This window comes from Hydrogenophaga sedimenti (assembly GCF_051857515.1).
Classification (GTDB): domain Bacteria; phylum Pseudomonadota; class Gammaproteobacteria; order Burkholderiales; family Burkholderiaceae_C; genus Hydrogenophaga.
On the sequence record NZ_JBPZHA010000005.1, the window covers coordinates 48,586 to 66,591 of the forward strand.

The 18,006-nt window shown below is 65.4% G+C and carries 16 protein-coding genes; all 16 read right to left on the minus strand.

What is annotated here, in order from left to right; all coding sequences use genetic code 11:
* Window positions 1-13: 13 nt before the first annotated feature.
* Window positions 14-460, minus strand: a complete 447-nt coding sequence (locus tag ACS5NL_RS09670) for a hypothetical protein (protein WP_439353529.1) — start codon at window positions 458-460, stop codon at window positions 14-16.
* A gap of 81 nt (window positions 461-541) precedes the next feature.
* Window positions 542-4,486 (minus strand): hypothetical protein, encoded by a 3,945-nt coding sequence (locus tag ACS5NL_RS09675; RefSeq protein ID WP_439353530.1) that lies wholly within the window; start codon window positions 4,484-4,486, stop codon window positions 542-544.
* A gap of 285 nt (window positions 4,487-4,771) precedes the next feature.
* Window positions 4,772-4,960 carry a hypothetical protein gene (locus ACS5NL_RS09680; RefSeq protein ID WP_439353531.1) on the minus strand — a complete coding sequence of 63 codons (189 nt, stop codon included), beginning with the start codon at window positions 4,958-4,960 and terminating at the stop codon, window positions 4,772-4,774.
* 37 nt (window positions 4,961-4,997) lie between these two features.
* Window positions 4,998-6,188, minus strand: coding sequence for a PLP-dependent transferase (locus ACS5NL_RS09685; protein WP_439353532.1), 1,191 nt, complete (start codon window positions 6,186-6,188; stop codon window positions 4,998-5,000).
* Between the two features lie 4 nt (window positions 6,189-6,192).
* Window positions 6,193-6,717 carry a phosphoribosyltransferase gene (locus tag ACS5NL_RS09690; RefSeq protein ID WP_439353533.1) on the minus strand — a complete coding sequence of 175 codons (525 nt, stop codon included), beginning with the start codon at window positions 6,715-6,717 and terminating at the stop codon, window positions 6,193-6,195.
* Between the two features lie 58 nt (window positions 6,718-6,775).
* A complete protein-coding gene (locus tag ACS5NL_RS09695; RefSeq protein WP_439353534.1) occupies window positions 6,776-8,164 on the minus strand; it encodes an adenylosuccinate synthase in 1,389 nt (462 codons plus the stop codon).
* 13 nt (window positions 8,165-8,177) lie between these two features.
* Window positions 8,178-9,350: an ATP phosphoribosyltransferase regulatory subunit gene (locus ACS5NL_RS09700; protein WP_439353535.1), complete on the minus strand. Its 1,173-nt coding sequence runs from the start codon at window positions 9,348-9,350 to the stop codon at window positions 8,178-8,180.
* Window positions 9,351-9,422: 72 nt separating this feature from the next.
* Complete coding sequence (locus ACS5NL_RS09705) at window positions 9,423-9,620, minus strand: DUF2065 domain-containing protein (protein ID WP_439353536.1); 198 nt, start codon at window positions 9,618-9,620, stop codon at window positions 9,423-9,425.
* A 20-nt stretch (window positions 9,621-9,640) separates the two neighbouring features.
* Complete coding sequence (gene hflC, locus ACS5NL_RS09710) at window positions 9,641-10,522, minus strand: protease modulator HflC (RefSeq protein WP_439353537.1); 882 nt, start codon at window positions 10,520-10,522, stop codon at window positions 9,641-9,643.
* A 14-nt stretch (window positions 10,523-10,536) separates the two neighbouring features.
* Complete coding sequence (gene hflK, locus ACS5NL_RS09715; RefSeq protein WP_439353861.1) at window positions 10,537-11,892, minus strand: FtsH protease activity modulator HflK; 1,356 nt, start codon at window positions 11,890-11,892, stop codon at window positions 10,537-10,539.
* Between the two features lie 56 nt (window positions 11,893-11,948).
* Window positions 11,949-13,136, minus strand: coding sequence for a GTPase HflX (gene hflX / locus ACS5NL_RS09720; protein WP_439353538.1), 1,188 nt, complete (start codon window positions 13,134-13,136; stop codon window positions 11,949-11,951).
* The gene (hfq, locus tag ACS5NL_RS09725; RefSeq protein WP_439353539.1) at window positions 13,133-13,429 is read right to left on the minus strand and encodes an RNA chaperone Hfq; all 297 of its coding nucleotides are present in this window, start codon (window positions 13,427-13,429) and stop codon (window positions 13,133-13,135) included. Before hfq ends, hflX begins: the two co-directional genes overlap by 4 nt.
* Window positions 13,430-13,469: 40 nt before the next feature.
* Window positions 13,470-14,804, minus strand: a complete 1,335-nt coding sequence (gene der / locus ACS5NL_RS09730) for a ribosome biogenesis GTPase Der (RefSeq protein ID WP_439353540.1) — start codon at window positions 14,802-14,804, stop codon at window positions 13,470-13,472.
* A 43-nt stretch (window positions 14,805-14,847) separates the two neighbouring features.
* Window positions 14,848-15,990 carry an outer membrane protein assembly factor BamB gene (bamB, locus tag ACS5NL_RS09735; RefSeq protein WP_439353541.1) on the minus strand — a complete coding sequence of 381 codons (1,143 nt, stop codon included), beginning with the start codon at window positions 15,988-15,990 and terminating at the stop codon, window positions 14,848-14,850.
* Complete coding sequence (locus ACS5NL_RS09740) at window positions 15,987-16,652, minus strand: YfgM family protein (protein ID WP_439353542.1); 666 nt, start codon at window positions 16,650-16,652, stop codon at window positions 15,987-15,989. Before ACS5NL_RS09740 ends, bamB begins: the two co-directional genes overlap by 4 nt.
* Window positions 16,653-16,707: 55 nt before the next feature.
* A complete protein-coding gene (gene hisS / locus ACS5NL_RS09745) occupies window positions 16,708-18,000 on the minus strand; it encodes a histidine--tRNA ligase (RefSeq protein ID WP_439353543.1) in 1,293 nt (430 codons plus the stop codon).
* Window positions 18,001-18,006: the final 6 nt, after the last annotated feature.

An 18,006-nucleotide genomic window follows, 5' to 3' on the forward strand; every position in this document is an offset into this window, starting at 1 on the left:
GCCGTTCGGGCCGTCAGCGGTCCGCCGGCCTCCACAGCAGAAGATCCAGGCTTTGCTCCTGCTCGGTCGCGATGCCCGGCAACGGTGTCGGATCCTGACGGGAGAGGATCGCGAGCTGCCAGCGGCGACCGTCGTGGTCAAATGAATACAGATTCAAGACAGGCGTCCCTGGCACAAGCAACGGCACTGGCGCCTGCCCCTCCGGCAGCGACCGCAGAGGCGTCAGCAGACCGTTCAGTGAAAGCATCCACTCCCGTTGTGTGGCAAGGAACACCAAGCTGATCCCACGCACCAGCGACATGCCAGACACGTAGCGCTGGGCCCGTACCACCTGTGGCTCGCGTTCACCCTTGACGACCCATTGTTCGACACGCGTCTGTCCGCCCGGCGAACGAAAGAGCCGCTCCTGTTTCACCAGTCCCGCCAAAGGATCACCCGCAGGAGGCGGCGTGGCCGCCACGGAGCAGGCTGTCCCAGACAAGGCCAGCGCAAGAGTGCAGAGGGAGAAACACGGTGACCGGAACAGCATGGCTGTTCTTTCTTACCTCGTGCGCCCCTTGACGCCCGCCTTGGCCGCCGACCAGGCTCGCAAGGACTTGAGGATTCGCGCACCCCGCTCATCGCCTCCGTCGCACACCATCACCGTCGGACCTCGATCTCCGAGAAGTGGCTTCGGCACCGTTGCACCGCTCTCGGGCACCTTCGCCGCCCTGCGCGCGGCACTCATGCTGGCCGACTTCTGCAACAGACCACCGGCGGTGTACCGTGCAAACGGCAGGGTCAGCGCAGCCCAGTCGTTGTAGTCGCCAAGGAAGCCCACCACGCCATCGCCATTGAGATCGCGCGACACCGCGGAGGCGCCCAGGGAACCATCTTCGTCCCAGTCGGCGTAGACACCCGGCAATGCACCCCGACCCACATTGGCACTTTCATAGAGTGCCGCTTCGTTCAGTGGAAGGCTGCTGCCGTCGGAGTAGTCGATCACGAAGGGAACAGGGTCGGCGCTGCATTGGGGGTGCGTGCTCCCCTGTGAGCAGCGCACCGAACCAAAGGCCTCCTGCCATTCCCTGAACGGCCAGAAGGTGTTGCCCGGACTGACGCCGTCTTTCAGGTAATTCATCACGCTGAGGTAATTGGGCTTGTAGTTCTTGTCTTCGTTGCCGCCGTGGCGAAGTCCGAGGTTGTGACCCAGCTCGTGCATGAAGGTTGCAGCCTGCTCGTTGGTCAGCCATTGAGACGCCGCGGAAACGTCGCCCATGGTCAGAACGAAATCGTTGCCCAACAGCTCGGCCCGGCCCCAGGATGCGGTGGGCGGTGCATCGCCGAACAGCGCGTAGTGGAAGATGGCCCTTCGACGGGGGTCGAAGTGCTGCCATTTCCACTGGTAAACCGTCCGGTAGTTGAGGGTATTTCCAGTGCACTCGGTGGGCAGGAAACCGAGACAGGGCTCATAAGGCACCACCGAGCTGTCTTGCCCGAGATTGAACTGCGCAGGATCGAAGCTCGCGGCAAACAGGTCGCCAACGTCAATGTGGACGGCGATGCCGCGCAGGGCAAACGCGTTCTTCACCATCTGCAGGGAAGCCTGGATCGGGATCACACCCGCCTTGGCGCTGGACATGTGGTCGACCTCGATGAAGATGTCACGCTGACCCGCGCGCGCGCCCATCGAGTAGAGGTCCAGACCGTTGTAGGTACTTCCTGGCTGTTCGTTGGCGTCCGGCAAGCCGTCGTTGTCACCATCGGTTGCACCGGGCGCCACATCGTTGGGGCCACCCGGCGTTGCGTAGTCCACGGCCACCCAGTCCAGGGCGCTCTGTGTGTCCTGGGCACCCATTGTCGCCACCGGGCGAGCCAGTGCCCTGGCTTGGTCACTGACGCCGCCGGTGAAGGTGGTCGTGACAGGAGCGCCGACCCAATGCGATGAAGTGACCGGGTTGGGCGCCACCGCGGGGTTGCCAAACCGGAGGGCATCCACCGTCTGGCCCGAACCGACCGACACCAGCTCGACCAGTCCGTCGCCGCTCCAGCCTCCCCAGACGGGCGCGGGGCCAGCGGTGTTCAGGACCACCACGGGGTTCAACGCCGTGACGGGCACATAGCCGTCTGTGGCAGCCAACAACCGGTACTGCCCCGGAGCCACGGTGGCGCTGGGCAGGTCAAACTGATTGATCACCGTGGCGCCGAAGCGCAACCGGTAGCCCGAGAGATTGATCGCGGCGGCGGTCGGATTGAAGACCTCCAGCCAGCAGCCGGAGTAGTTGTCAGCGGGGCATCCGCCCACCTCGGAAATCAGCAGATCCGTCGGCGCATTGTTCACGCAGGTCAGGCCGACGTTGCTCACCGCCGCATTGGCCGTGCCGGTCGCATTGCTCAGGCTGCAAGTCTGTCCCCGCGGCTGCGTCCGCACACCGACCACATAGGTTTCGCCCAATGGCGTCTTGCTCACGAAGGTGAACCCACCGTTGCCGGTGACGGTCAGATCGCCCCCGCCATTGAGCGTCAGCACCACCGGATTGCCCGCGATCAGGCCGCTGACCGCACCACCGACCGTGGCATGGTCGACGCAGTCGACAGCCACATTGCTCACGGTTCCACCGACGGTCCCGAGTCCGTTGGTCACCGCGCAGGTCTGCTCCACCGGTTGTGTCCTCACACTGACGGCATAGGTCGAGCCGTAGGGAATCGCGGAGCCGAACGCGAAGCTGCCGTTGCCGGTGCGCGTCAGGTCGTCGGTGGCGTTGTTCTGCAGCACCACCGTCTTGCCCGAGCCCAGGCCAGAGACGCTGCCCCCCACGGAATAGCTGTTGGTCGAGCAACTCACCGACACGTTGCCGATGTCCCCGGTGGCGGTTCCGCTGCCGTTGCCGACGCTGCAGGTCTGTCCCGCCGGCTGCGTCCGGACCGTCACGCTGTAGGTGCCGCCGTAGGTGACGGTGCCGGTGAAGCTGAATGCGCCATCGCCGGTCCGGGTCAGGTCATTGGCCCCGTTCAACTGGAGCACCACTTCGCGGCCCGCCGCCAGACCGGACAAGGTGCCACCGACCGTGTAGGAGTTGTCGCTGCAGGTGACCGACACGTTGGACACGGTTCCCGACAGGGTTCCCGTGCCATTGGCAACCACGCAGGTCTGCCCCACCGGCTGGGTCCGGACCGACACCAGGTAGGTACCGCCATGGGTCAGCATGGCCGCGAAGCCGAAGGCGCCGTTGGCGCTGCGGGTCAGATCCCCGCCGCCGTTGATCTGCAGCACCACGCTCCGGCCCGAACCGAGGCCGGCGATGCTGCCACCCACCGCGTAGGTGTTGGTCGTGCAGTTCACCGCGATATTGCCGACGTTCGCCGTGGTCGTGCCGCTGCCGTTGCCGACCACGCAGGTCTGTCCCACCGGCTGGGTCCCGACGGTCACGTTGTAAGAGCTACCGTGGGCCGAAGGCGCAACAAACGCAAACGCCCCGTTGCCGGGCAGCAGCAGGTCCCCTCCCCCGTTGTTCTGCAGCAGGACTGTCTTGCCCGCATCAAGCCCGCTGACGCTGCCGCCCACGCTGTAGGTCGCCACCGAGCAGGTCACGGAAACGCTCGACACCGTGGCCGTCACGGTGCCGCTGCCATTGGTCACCGTGCAGGTCTGCCCCACGGGCTGGGTGCCCACGCTCACCGTGTATGTCGCGTCCCTGTCGACGCGGCCGGAGAAGGTGAAAGACCCGTCGGCGGAGAGCGTCAGGCCGCTCCCGCCGTTGAGCTGCAACACAACCGACTGCCCGCCGGCCAGCCCGCTGAGCGTGCCGCCCACGGAAAACGACTGCACAGCGGAGCCAAAAACGAAATAGCCCACGTTCTCGAACAGGTAGTGCGGCAGGTTCGCGCGGATGCGGTCTTTCTCCACCTCGCTGGCGGAATAGAAGTGGAATCCGGCGGTGGAGACGTAGAACCGGTACAGAGGCACCGTGCCCGGCAATGCCGTCTTGCTCGCGTAGTAGCCGATCCCTTCATAGTGGAACTGCGGCAGGTTCGACTCGATGTACGCCTTCTCTTCGGCACTGATGGAATAGAAGTGCACGCCGGTCTGCGTGTTGTAGAACCGGTAGACCGGAGAGAGGCCGGTGTCGGGGACAGCGCTGACGAAGAACGCCTCTCCTTCGTACTGGAACATCGGCAAGGTGTTTTGCACCCGGCTGCGTTCGGCGGCATCGATGGTGTAGAAGTGCGCGCCGGTCTGCGAGTTGTAGAAGCGGTAGACCGGGGATCGGGCGGCGGCCTTGGTCACGACCTGCGGAAGGCTGGCTCCGGCCTGCGCCGACGACTGTGCCCTGGCCAGTTCCTCGGCGTTGATCTCCGCCGACTTGGCCAGCAGTTGCGAGGTCCGCAACCGCTCCATCCCACCTTCTTCCGACGCTGGGGAGGCACTGCCCTGGGAGCCTCCGCAGCCGGTCAGGACCAGCGCAACCAGAAGGGAAGTCAGACCAACCGTCAAACGTTGAAGCATGGTGGACTCCGAAGAAGATCGGATGGGCTCTGCGCGGTTGCGCCTGCTTCCGGCGGTCAGAAGACCGTCATGTCGAAACAGCCATCGGTTCCCCACCATAGTAACAAGTAGTAATTCCTCTGTGCAGTCTTGTTACTTTTTGGATATCCATCAAAAGGATGAAATGCGGTCGCACCTGTCCGCATACCGCAACAACGGCAATGCCGTCGGGGCCCTCAGGCGGCATCCATTCCGGCAGTGGCTGCGGTGCATGTCTGCGGCCTGCAGGAGGGCCCGGGCCCAGGCTCAGGCATTGGAAGGCTGGTCACCCGGCACGCTTTCACCGGGTTCGGCCTCTTGTCCAGGGGCCTGGTCGTCCGGGGAGCCATCTCCAGGCGTCTTGCGTCCTGCCTTGGCCCGAAGCTTCTCTTCCTTCTTCTGCTTCTTGGCCAGTTCGCGCTGGCGTTTTTCGTATCCGTAATTGGGAGTGGCCAAGGCTTGCTTTCGTTGGGTTGGTGGGTGGGCAGAGGGTTCAGGCGTTCAGCGCCGCGAGGCCCTGCGCGAGGTCGGCACGGAGATCTTCGACGCTTTCCAGGCCGATGGCAAACCGCACCAGACCGCCTTTGTGGGGCCAGGGGCGGCTGCGGATGGACGACACGTTGTAGGGTGCGCACAGGCTGATCGGACCGGCCCAGCTCCAGCCGGGGCGGAACAGCTTCAGGTGGTCGCAGAATGCGTCGATCTGCGACCGCGAAAAACGCTCATCAAACACCACGCTGAACAGGCAGGCCGCGGCCTTCGCGTCGCGCTGCCAGTGGGCGTGGCCGGGTGACCCTGGCAAGGCCGGATGCAGCACCTGCACCACGCCGCCTTGTCCCTGCATCCAGAGGGCCAGTTCGCGGGTGCTCCGGTCCTGCGCTTCGTAGCGCAAGGCCATCGAAGTCAGGCCGCGCAGCACCAGTTCGGTGTCGTTGCCGCTCACACCCAGGCCCAGGCGCATGTGGCACATCAGCAGCGCGTGGTGCAGCGCGTGTTCGCGCGTCACCACCGAGCCCATGAGCACGTCGGCGCCACCACTGGGGTACTTGGTCAGGGCCTGCATCGAGATGTCGACGCCGAGTTCGAAAGCCGGAAACGCGATGCCCGCGCCCCAGGTGTTGTCCAGCGCACTCAGGATGCGGCGCTCGGGCGCCCGGCCTTCGCTGGCCGCGCGGATCACGGCCACCAGCGCGGGAATGTCGGGAAACTCCAGCGTGATTGAGCCGGGTGCCTCGATCCACACCAGCCGCGTGGCCGGCGAGATGCACGCAGCCAGATCGGCCGGATCGAGCGGGTCGTAGTAGCGGTGGGTGATGCCCCACTGCGCCAGTTCGACGGCGGCAAACGACTTGCCCGGGCCATAGGCGTTGTCGGGCAGCAGCACCTCGTCACCCTGCCGCAGGAAACTCATGTCGACCAGGGTCATGGCCGACAGGCCACTGGGCGCCAGCACGCAATACTGGCCGCCTTCAACGGTCGCGATCTTCTCTTCGAGGATGAAGGTGGTCGGCGTGCCGTGCAGACCATAGGTGTAGCCGCTCTTGTCGGCCCACTCCTGCGTGCGCAGGGCATGCACGTCCTTGAACAGGACGGTCGACGCCTTGTGCACGCCGGGCGCAACGGCGTCAAAGCCCTCGGGAGGGCGGTAGGGATGGTGGATCAGTCGGGTGGAAAGGTCTGACATCGAATCAGAGCTTCCACTTTTCGAGGAGCTGCGCCGGCCGCATGCTGTCGTAGCTCTCGAACGGCTGGTGGATCCAGGGGTTCGTCGGCAGGTATTCCACCGAGTAGTCGGGCGTGAAGGTCGAGAGCTGCTTGGTCCAGATCACCGCGCTGCGCAGCTCGGTGATCGGGGCGTAGTTGTTCTTGAGCATGCCGATCACCGCGTTGAGCGTGTGACCGGAGTCGGCCAGGTCGTCCACCAGCAGCACCTTGCCGGCGATCTCGCCCTTGGGGGTGGTGATGTAGCGGGCGATGTCCAGGTTGCCCTGTTGCGTGCCGGCAGCGGCGCGGTAAGAGCTGGTCGACATGATGGCCAGAGGCACATCGAAGATGCGCGAGAGGATGTCGCCCGGACGCATGCCGCCGCGCGCCAGACACAGGATGGTGTCGAACTGCCAGCCCGACTGGTACACCTTGAGCGCGAGCTTCTCGATGAGGTTGTGGTACTCGTCGTAGGACACGTAGAGGTGTTTGCCGTCTTCGGTCAGCATGTGCGCTCCGGGTGGGATGGGTGATTTTGATTCTGCATCAAAGCCTGGTGTCGGGACATCAGGCCTGGTACGGGTGGTGAATCAGGATGGTGTGGTCGCGGTCCGGGCTGGTCGAGACCACGTGGATCGGCACGCCGGTGGTTGCCTGGATGCGGTCCAGGTAACGCTGGGCGTTGACCGGCAGGTCTTCGTAGCGCGTCTTGCCGACCGAGCTTTCGGTCCAGCCGGGCAGGGTTTCGTAGATCGGCTTGCAACGCGAGATCTCGTCCGCACCGGCGGGCAGGATGTCGATGGTTTCACCGTCGAGTTCGTAGCCGGTACACAGCTTGAGCTCGGACAGACCGTCGAGCACATCCAGCTTGGTGATGCACAGGCCGGTGAGGCCGTTGACCTGGGCCGAGCGCTTGAGCAGCGCGGCGTCGAACCAGCCGCAGCGGCGCGAACGGCCGGTGGTCACACCCTTCTCGGCACCCACCGTGCTCATGTGGTAACCCGGCGTGCCTTCCTTTTCCCACTCCAGCTCGGTCGGGAACGGTCCGCCGCCGACGCGGGTGCAGTAGGCCTTGGTGATGCCCAGCACGTAGTGCAGCAGGTTGGGGCCAACGCCCGAACCCGCGGCCGCGTTGCCGGCCACGCAGTTGCTCGACGTCACGAAGGGATAGGTGCCATGGTCGATGTCCAGCAGCGTGCCCTGCGCGCCTTCGAACAGCAGGTTGGCACCGGCCCGGTGGGCGTCGTTCAGCTCGCGCGACACGTCCGCGATCATGGGCTTGATCAACTCGGCTTGCGCCATCGCCTCGTTGTACACGGCATCAAACTGGATCTCGCCGTCCTTCATGTAGGCCGCGATCTTTTCGTCCCAGGCCAGGTCGGCCGAATGCAGCCAGGTCTTGAGCACGTGGTTGTGCAGCGCCAGCAGCTCGCGCAGCTTGGTGGCAAAACGCTCGGGATACTTCAGGTCCATCACGCGCAGGGCGCGGCGGGCGATCTTGTCTTCGTAGGCCGGGCCGATGCCGCGGCCGGTGGTGCCGATCTTCTCGGTGCCGGCCTTGACCTTGGCGGCTTCGCGCGCGATGTCGATGGCTGCGTGGAACGGCAGGATCAGCGGGCAGCCTTCGCTCACGCGCAAGCGCGAACGCACTTCAACCCCCGCCTTCTCCAGCCCGCCGATCTCTTCGAACAGCTTGCCGACCGACAGCACCACACCGTTGCCGATGTAGCACTTCACGCCCGGGCGCATGATGCCGCTGGGGATCAGGTGCAGCGCGGTCTTCACGCCGTTGATCACGAGGGTGTGACCGGCGTTGTGACCGCCCTGGAAACGCACCACGCCCTGGGCGGACTCGGTCAGCCAGTCGACCAGCTTGCCTTTGCCTTCGTCGCCCCATTGCGTGCCCACGACCACCACATTGCGCCCCGCGGCTGCGGCGCTGCTGTTCTTGCTCATTGCTAGATTCCGGTTAAAGGGATTTCACTGTCCAGGCGCCCGCGCGGGCCGCATCGGGCACCAGTTCGCGGTCGCAGTGGAACTCATTGACTTCGTGTTCATGCCCCGGCAGGACACAGACCACGGTATGGCCCTGGGCACGCAGGGCGGCGACAGCCTCACGCAGGCCAGCCTCCATGCCCCAGGGCGAGCGGATCGCCGCCACCAGCGGCCGCGGAGCGACCGCAGACACCAGCTCCTTGAGGTCGAGGCTGAAGCCCACGGCCGGGCGCTTGCGCCCGAACACCGCACCGACTTCGTCGTAACGACCGCCGCGCGCCAGTTCCATGGCCGCACCCTGCGGGTCCTGGGCAAACACGGCGAAACGCATGCCGGTGTAGTAGGCATAGCCGCGCAGGTCGGCCAGATCGATGGTCACCGCCATGTCGGCCGTCGTCGCGTGGTCAGCCAGCCACTGCAGATCGTCCAGCGCCGCATTCAGCATGGGCGACGGGGTCAGTTCCCTGCGTGCGCGGGCGATCACCGAGACATCGCCGAACAGGCCGGGCAAAGCGGTCAGGTCGCGGCGCACACCCTCCGGCAGCGCACGGGCCAGCTCCGACAGGCCTGGGACGTCCTTGCCCGCCAGCGCGGCATGAATGGCACGCACGGTGTCGGCCGGCAACTGCACGGGTGCCAGCACGGCATCGATCACGCGCACATCGGCCAGATCCAGCTGCAGGCGTTGCACGCCCGCATGACGCAGGCAGGCGCGGGCCAGCTCGACCACTTCGAGATCGGCCTCCAGGCCGGCATGCCCATAGATCTCAGCGCCGAACTGCAGCGGTTCGCGGCTGGACAGCGGACGGTCGACCCGGGTGTGCACCACCGGCCCGCAATAGCTCAGGCGCGCCACACCCTGGCGGTTGAGCAGGTGGGCATCGATGCGGGCGACCTGCGGTGTGCTGTCGGCACGCAGACCGAGGCTGCGACCCGACAGTTGATCGACCAGCTTGAAGGTCATCAGGTCCAGCGCTTCGCCGGTGCCGGTCAGCAGCGACTCCAGATGCTCGACCATCGGCGGCATCACCAGCTCGTAGCCATAGCCACGGGCGGTGTCCAGCAATCCCCTGCGAAGTTCTTCGATGTGGCGAGCCGCGGAAGGCAGGACATCGGCAATGTGATCCGGAAGGACCCAGGCAGACATGGGCATTTGAGGGGGCTGTTAAAAACGCGATTTTACCGGGTGCGCAGCCCCTGCCCGGACGGGAAGCGACGCTCAGCTCACCAACCACCAGAGCAAGGCCCCGGCGCCCAGACAGATCAGCCCGAAGAAACGGATCTGTCCGTCCTGCAGCTTGAGCATTTCGGTGAACATGCGCCGCCAGACGCCCGGGGCCACGAAGGGCATCAGCCCTTCGAACACCAGCACCAGAGCGAGCGCCGGCCAGAACAGGTCGGCGAACGAAGCGTCCATTCCGTCAGCCGCGCGAGGCGTCACTTCGCGGCGTTGCCGCGCATGGCCTTGAAGAACTCCGACGAGGGGTCCAGCACCATCACGTCCGACTTGCCGGCAAAGCTGGCCTTGTAGGCCTGCAGGCTGCGGTAGAACTGCGCGAACGACGGGTCTTTCCCGAAGGCTTCGCCGTAAAGCGATGCCGCCTTGGCATCGCCTTCGCCCTTGACCGTCTGCGCCAGCTTGTAGGCGTCGGCCAGGATCACTTCGCGCTGGCGCTCGGCATCGGCACGGATCTTTTCGCCTTCGGCAAAACCGGTCGAACGCAGCTCGTTGGCCACCCGCTTGCGTTCGGCCTCCATGCGCCGGTACACCTCACCGGTGACGCTTTCGGCGTAATCGACGCGCGTGATGCGAACGTCCACCACATCCATGCCCCAGGGCTTGTCCGCGCCAGCGACCGCGCGCAGCACCTCGCGCTTGACATCTTCCATCAGCTCTTCGCGGCGGTTGGTCAGCAGCTCGTTGAGCGTTCGCTTGTTCACTTCCTGCTGGAAGGAGTTGCGCACCACACGGTTGAGCTGCAGAGCACCGGCACTTTCGTTCAGGCCGACGTTGCGGATGTACTGCTGCGGCTGGCTGATGCGCCAGCGCACATACCAGTCGATCACCACGCGCTGCTTTTCCGCTGTCAGCGTCGGTTCGGTGTCGCTGCTTTCCAGCGTGAGCAGGCGCTTGTCGATGTAGGACACTTTCTGCACCAGCGGAATCTTCCAGTCTAAGCCGGGCTCGGTCACGACCTTCTTGATTTCGCCAAGCTGAAACACCACACCGAACTGGCGCTGATCCACCACGAAAAAGGTGGAACTGAGTAGGGCCAGGGCGACCAGGATGGTCGTGACAATGAATCCAAGTTTGTTCATCGGGCTCTCCGGACTCAGCGGCTTTCGCGCTCACGCGAGCGGGCGTTGTTGTTTTGCGCCGTGGGTGGCGGCGTGACCGGCGTGCTGGTCACCGGTGCTGTCGGTGCAGCAGTTGTGGCCGGAGCGGCTGGAGTCTGCGACACCTGCTGCATCAGTTTGTCCAGCGGCAGGTACAGCAGATTCGAACCCGCCTTCGTGTCGACCATCACCTTGGTGACGTTGGAATAGATCTCGGACATGGCGTCCAGGTACATGCGATCCCGCGTGACCTGCGGGGCCTTCTGGTACTCGGCGAACACGGCGCGGAAACGCTGGGCATCACCCTCCGCCTGTCCAACGATCCTTGCGCGATACCCCTCTGCCTCCGCTGCCAGGCGCGACGCGGCGCCTCGTGCACGTGGCACCACGTCGTTGGCATAGGCCTGCGCTTCATTCTTCGCGCGGTCACGCTCCTGACTGGCCTTGAGCACGTCGTCGAACGCTGCCTGCACCTGCTCGGGTGGGCGCACATGGGTCAGGTTCACGCCATCGATCACCACACCGACCTTGTACCGGTCGAGAATGGTCTGCATCAAGGTCCGCACACGCGGCGCAATCTGGTCACGCTCCTCCACCAGGGCTGCGTCCATCTTCATCTTGCCCACCACTTCTCGCACCGCAGTCTCCGCCGCCTTGATGACCGCTGCCTCGGGATCTCGGCTCTCGAAAAGGTAAGCCCGTGCATCGCTCAGGCGGAACTGGACCACCAGCTTGATGTCGACGATGTTCGCGTCGGCGGTGAGCATGGACGATTCGCGTAATCCGGTGGCGGGCACGATGGCATCACGCCCGACGTCAACCGAACGCAGCTGCGTCACGGCAACCGTTTCATGGCGTTCAATCGGATACGGCAGACGCCAGCCGAAACCGGCTCCCGCAGTACCACTGAACTTGCCAAATCGCGTGATCACGGCCTGCTGCCCTTCTTCCACGATGAAGAAGCCAGTCCCCGACCAGATCAGCAGCGCCACCAGCGCGATCAGACCGGCCCCGATGCCGGCCGACTTGGGACTCGGGTTGAATCCCGGCGAGCCACCTCCGTTGCCGCCGGAGCCGCTGCCCCCCCCTTTGTTGCCACCCAGCAGCCCGCCCAGCTTGCGGTTGAAGTCGCGCCAGAGCTCGTCCAGATCCGGCGGTCCCTGGTTCGGCCCCTGGGGGCGCTGACCGCGCTGGCGCGCGTCGTCGGCGTCACCGGACTTCGGATCGCTGTCGTTGCGCGTGGAATCATCTCCCCTGCCCCAACGCGGATCATTCAGGTTGAACACGCCCAGCAGACGGGAGCGCCAGCCCGGTCGAACGCCGGTGCCAGTGCCGCCGGAAGGGGTTTCCATATTCACATCCATGGATTGAAAGCTCGTTTTACGGGTCAAAGCCACATTGTGCCCAATCAGGGCTGCCCATCGTCTGACGCGGACTCTGCCATTTCACCATCCTGCGGATCCCGGGGGCCGGTGCGCTCCAGCACGATCGCCGCCAGGCGCGCACGCAACTCCGGCACCCCTTCGCCGGTCAGGGCACTCACGAAGATACGAGGCACGCTCACCCCGTCGAGTTCCATCAGATCTTCCAGTGCTCTGGGGGCACTGGCCACGTCCATGGCATCGAGTTTGTTGAACACCAGCACCTGCGGCACCTGATCGGCACCGATTTCTTGCAGGACGCCCTGCACCGATGTGATCTGTTCCAGGTGTGCCGGATTGGAGGCATCAACCACATGCAGCAGCAGATCGGCGTCGGCCGCCTCCTGCAACGTGGCAGCAAAGGCATCGACCAGTCCGTGCGGCAGGTCTCGGATGAAACCCACCGTGTCCGACAGCGACACGGAACGCCCGGCCTCTCCCAGATACAGCTGTCGGGTCGTCGTGTCCAGGGTGGCGAACAGCTGGTCGGCAGCGTAGGCACGAGCCTTGACCAGCGCATTGAACAGCGAGGATTTGCCGGCGTTGGTGTAGCCGACCAGGGAAATCGTGAAGGCATCGCGCCGTTCGCGCTGGCGACGCTGGGTCGCGCGCTGTTTCTTGACCTTCTCCAGCCGGTCCTTGGTGCGCTTGATGGCGTCGGCGATCATGCGCCGGTCCAGTTCGATCTGGGTTTCACCCGGACCACCACGCATGCCGATGCCGCCGCTCTGGCGTTCCAGGTGGGTCCAGCGACGGACCAGCCGGGTGCTCAGGTACTGCAGGCGGGCCAGCTCGACCTGCAGCTTGCCCTCGTGGCTGCGCGCGCGCTGCGCAAAGATCTGGAGGATGAGCAGGGTGCGGTCATTGACCGGCAAGCCCAGTGTCCGTTCGAGATTGCGCTGCTGGGCCGGGCTCAGGGACTGGTCGAACAGCACCTCGCTGGCGCCGCTGGCCTGGGCCAGCATCTTGATTTCATCGGCCTTGCCGGAACCGACAAACAGTGCCGGGTCGGGAGCCTTGCGCTTGCAGGTGACCCGATCGGCCACAGCAAAGCCCGCGGTCTTGGCGAGCAGACCGAGCTCTTCGAGTTCGTGGTCGAAATGGGGCAGACCGAAGTCCACCCCGACAAGAACAACCGACGGCAGCGTCGGAGCGGCCGCGTCGGAGGGGGTCAAGAGCCGGACGGCTCGTCCGCGCCGACGGCAGAGAACTGCACCGGACGGCCCGGAACGATGGTGGAAATCGCGTGCTTGTACACCATCTGGGTCACGGTGTTGCGCAGCAGCACGACATACTGGTCAAAGGATTCGATCTGACCCTGAAGCTTGATCCCGTTGACCAGGTAAATGGAAACCGGAACATGTTCCCGGCGCAACTGGTTGAGGAAAGGATCTTGCAAGAGCTGGCCTTTGTTATTGCTCACGATATGCTCCGTGTTCAAAAAAAGAGTGGATAGGGGGCGCACCATACCACACCGGCGGCTGGCGCAGGAATGCCCGGACTCAGACCTAGTCCTTGAAGGGGTTGGCCGAGGTCTTGAACTCGATGCGCAGCGGCGTGCCGACCAGGTTGAAGGCCTTGCGGAAGCGACCTTCCAGGAATCGCTTGTAGGCATCGGGCACGTGTTCCAGCGAGTTGCCGTGGACCACGATGACCGGCGGATTCATGCCACCCTGGTGGGCGTAACGCATCTTGGGCCGGAACATGCCGACCTTCTGCGGCGATTGGAATGCCACCGCTTCCTGCAGCAGGCGGGTGAGTTGCGGTGTCGGCATTTTCCGCATGGCGGAAGCGTGCGCCTGAATGATCGACTTCCAGACCGGCCCCAGTCCCTGGCGCTTGCGCGCCGAGATCAGGTGCAGGGAGGCAAACTTGAGAAAGGCCAGCCGGGTTTCGATCTGGCGCTCGACCTGCTCGCGCTGGTAGGCATCGACCGCATCCCACTTGTTGATCGCCAGCACCACCGCCCGGCCACTTTCCAGGGCATAGCCCGCGATGTGTGCGTCCTGGTCGGTCACGCCTTGCGTGGCGTCCAGCAGCAGCAGCACGACGTGGGCACTTTCGATGGCCTGCAGAGTCTTGACGACCGAGAACTTCTCGATCGCCTCGAACACCTTGCCTTTGCGGCGCAGACCGGCGGTGTCGATCAGCTCGAACTTCTTGCCGTCGCGCTCGAATGGCACCGAGATCGCGTCGCGCGTCGTGCCCGGCAGATCGAATGCCACCAGGCGCTCCTCGCCCAGCCAGACATTGATCAGGGTCGACTTGCCGACGTTCGGACGACCGGCCACCGCCAGCTTGATCACGTCGTTGGCCGCCTCTCCTTCTTCGGCGTCTTCTTCCGAGAAACCGGGAATGGCGTCCAGCGCCATTTCCAGCATGCTGCGCACGCCCTGGCCGTGGGCGCTCGAGACCGGCAGCACCTCGCCCAGACCCAGCTCGAAGAACTCGACCAGCTGCGCGCCTTCCTTCATGCCTTCGGCCTTGTTGGCCACCAGGATGGTCGGCTTGCCCAGGCGGCGCAGGTACTGGGCGATTTCGTGGTCCTGCGCGCTCAGGCCCGCGCGCGCGTCGACCACGAACAGCACCACGTCGGACTCGGCCACGGCCTGCCGCGTCTGCTTGGCCATTTCCCGGTAGATGCCTTCGGTCGCGTCGGGTTCGAATCCCCCGGTGTCGATGACGATGTACTCGCGCCTGCCCAGATGACCATTGCCATAGTGCCGGTCGCGCGTGAGGCCCGCGAAATCGGCCACGATGGCGTCGCGGGTGCCGGTCAACCGGTTGAACAGGGTGGACTTGCCCACATTGGGCCGCCCCACCAGGGCGATCACGGGTTTCACGACAGAGACTTTCGATCAGGCCGCCCGGCGGGCGACAAAACAGTTAAGGCTGGGGACGCCAGGCGAACACACCGCCATTGCGCGTCTGCACCACCAGCGCGGGGCCCGACAGCACAGGCGCGGCCATCACGGCGGAGCCATCGGTCGGCAGGCGGGTCAGTTCGCTGCCATCGGTGGTCGACAGCAGATGCACCTGCCCGCTGTCGTCACCGACCACCATCAGCCGCTCCAGCGACAGGGGTGCAGACAACTCGCGGTATTTCAGGCGATCCAGCTCCCAGGCCTTGTCGCCATTGGCACGGCGCCAGGCCACGATGCGGCCATCGGCTTCGGCACCCAGCACCAGCTGAGCATCCCCATGGACACCCACCACGCCCTGCGCGGGCTTGTTCCAGACCACACGCCCCGCGTCGGCATCGACGCAGGCAACGGAAGAGTTGTAGGCGCGGGCGCACACGGAGTTGCCGACGCGGCTGACCGGCCCGACGAGATCGACCAGGCGCTCGACCTCGTTGGTGCCACGGGAATTGGCCACCTGGACATCCCAGCGGGGAGCGCCATTGGCCGGACTGAGCCCGACCAGCCGGCCGGAGAGACCGGCAACCAGCGTGTCACCCACTGCGAGCAGCACACCCTGTTGGCGCAGCACCAGCGGCTCACCGGGACGCGACTGCGTCCACAGGCGGGCACCGGTCTGGCCATCGAAAGCCAGCACGCTGCGGTCGGCGGTCAGCACGAACACGCGCCGACCAGCCACCAGAGGCGCGGTGTAAGAAGCCGACGGCAACTGCGCACGCCAGACCTCACGGCCGTCGCTGATCGCGACCAGCTGGTGCGACTGCGTCACCACCGCCGTGACCTGTCCGTCGGATCCTGGGCCGGTGGCCAGAGCCGTGCCGAGATTGAGGCGCCAGACATCCTTGCCGCTGATGGCGTCGACCACGGCCACCGTGCCGGCGCCTCCCGCCAGGTACAGCCGCCCCTGGAAGGAGAACGGCGCCAGCGCCGACGCCGAGGCGCCGACCTGGGTCGACCAGATCACCTGGGCCGACATCTTGTTGGCCGGCGGCGGCAGCTCCGCGGGCTTGACCCTGGCCGGCCCCGAAGAACAGGCGCCAAGCACCATCAGCGAGACCAGGGCCGCCAGCGAGAAGGCCTTGCGGGCCAGAGTGCGGCGGGCGCTCACTGCGCGGCTCCTGCCTTGGCCGTCGTGACCTCCACCCCCAGCGACGCCAGCTTCACCTGCACCAGCTGGCGGTACTCGGTGCGGGCCCCCATGGCGTCCCAGGCCTTCTTGTATTCGGCCTTGGCTTCTTCGGTCTTGCCCTGGGCCATGAACACGTCGCCACGGCGGTCTGCCACGAGCGACACAAAACTCTCGGGCACCGGTGCCTGCAACACCTTGAGCGCCTCGTCATAGGCCTTGGCTTCCAGGTGCACCGCCGCCAGCCGCAGGCGGGCCACCGCCTGGTACGAATCGTCGGAGGCACTGTCGGCCACCCAGGTCAGCGCGGCCTTGGCTGCGTCGCCCTTGCCGGCTTCAAACAGGCTCTGTGCCGCCAGCAGTCCCCCTTGGGCAGCGAAAGTCGTGCGACCGAACTGGCTCTTCATGTCCGACAGCGCCTGTTCGATCTTGGCCGCGTCGCGGGCCCGCGCAGCGCGATCGATTTCGTCGTACAGGGCCGCGGCCTTCACCGACTGGCTGCGTTGCCACCAGTTCCAGCCGTTCCAGGCCGCAAAGCCACCCAGCACCACGATCAGCGCCCAGGTGATGAGGTTGCCGTACCGAGCCCAGAAATGCTTGAGCTGGTCGATCTGTTCCTGTTCTTCGAGGTCGAAATTCGCCATGGTGTCCGCGTTGGAAAAAGGTCAATGATTGTAGGCGCAGGTCCCCGAGGAACCCTCAGCCCCTGAGGCCGGGCGCCCAGGCCTGAACGCCAGCGAGCGGCTGCAGGGTCTGTGCAGCTTCGCCGTCACGGTCACCCCGCAAGGCCTTGACCGCGACCATGCCCTGCTCCAGCTCCTGTGCACCGAACACCAGCGCGTAGCGCGCGCCACTGCCGTCGGCCTTCTTGAACTGCGACTTCATGCTGCCCATGCCCTCGGCGCCACCGGCATGCATCGCGACCGACACCCCGGCCGCGCGCAACTGGCGCAGCAGCGGCATCGCCACCGCCAGCGCGGCGGCGTCCGGAATCACGGCGTAGGCGTCGGGTGCGACCGGTTCGGGCAACCTGCCCTGCTCCTTGAGCAGTTCAAGAATGCGCTCCATGCCCAGTGCCCAGCCCACGGCCGGCGCCGGCTTGCCACCGATCTGCTCGAACAGGCCGTCGTAGCGGCCGCCAGCGCAGACCGTGCCCTGAGAGCCGAGCTGGGTGGTCACGAACTCGAACACCGACAGGTTGTAGTAGTCCATGCCGCGCACCAGGCGCGGGTTGATGCGGTAGGCAATGCCCTGCGCATCCAGCAGGCCGCGCAGGCGGTTGAAATGGTCCAGCGAGGCCTCACCCAGGTAGTCCATCAGGCGCGGCGCACCGTTGACCAGGTCCTGCATGGCCGGATTCTTCGTATCCAGGATACGCAACGGGTTGCTGTGGAGGCGGCGTTTGGCGTCCTCGTCCAGACGGTCGGCATGGCCTTCGAGATAGGTGATCAGCGCCTGGCGGTGCGCCAGCCGTTCGGCCGGCTGCCCCAGGCTGTTGATCTCCAGTTCGATCCCTGCCAGCCCCAGCTCGGCCCACAGGTCGCAGGCCAGCACGATCAACTCGACATCCACGTCCGGACCGGCGAAGCCCAGCGCCTCGGCACCGAACTGGTGGAACTGGCGGTAACGGCCACGCTGCGGACGCTCGTGGCGAAACATCGGTCCCATGTAATACAGCCGCTTGCCGCCGTCGTAGAGCATCGAGTGCTCGACCGCCGCCCGCACCACACCGGCCGTGTTCTCAGGGCGCAGGGTCAGCTGTTCGCCGTTGAGCCGGTCCTCGAAGGAATACATCTCCTTCTCGACGATGTCGGTCACCTCGCCCAGGCCGCGAATGAACAGCGCGGTCGGCTCGACGATGGGCGTGCGCACGTTGCGGTAACCATAGCGGCGCATCAGCGAGCGCAGTGTGTCCTCCAGCCACTCCCAGTGTGCGGACACCGGAGGAGCAATGTCGTTCATGCCTTTGACGGCGCTCAGTTTCTCTGCCATGGATCT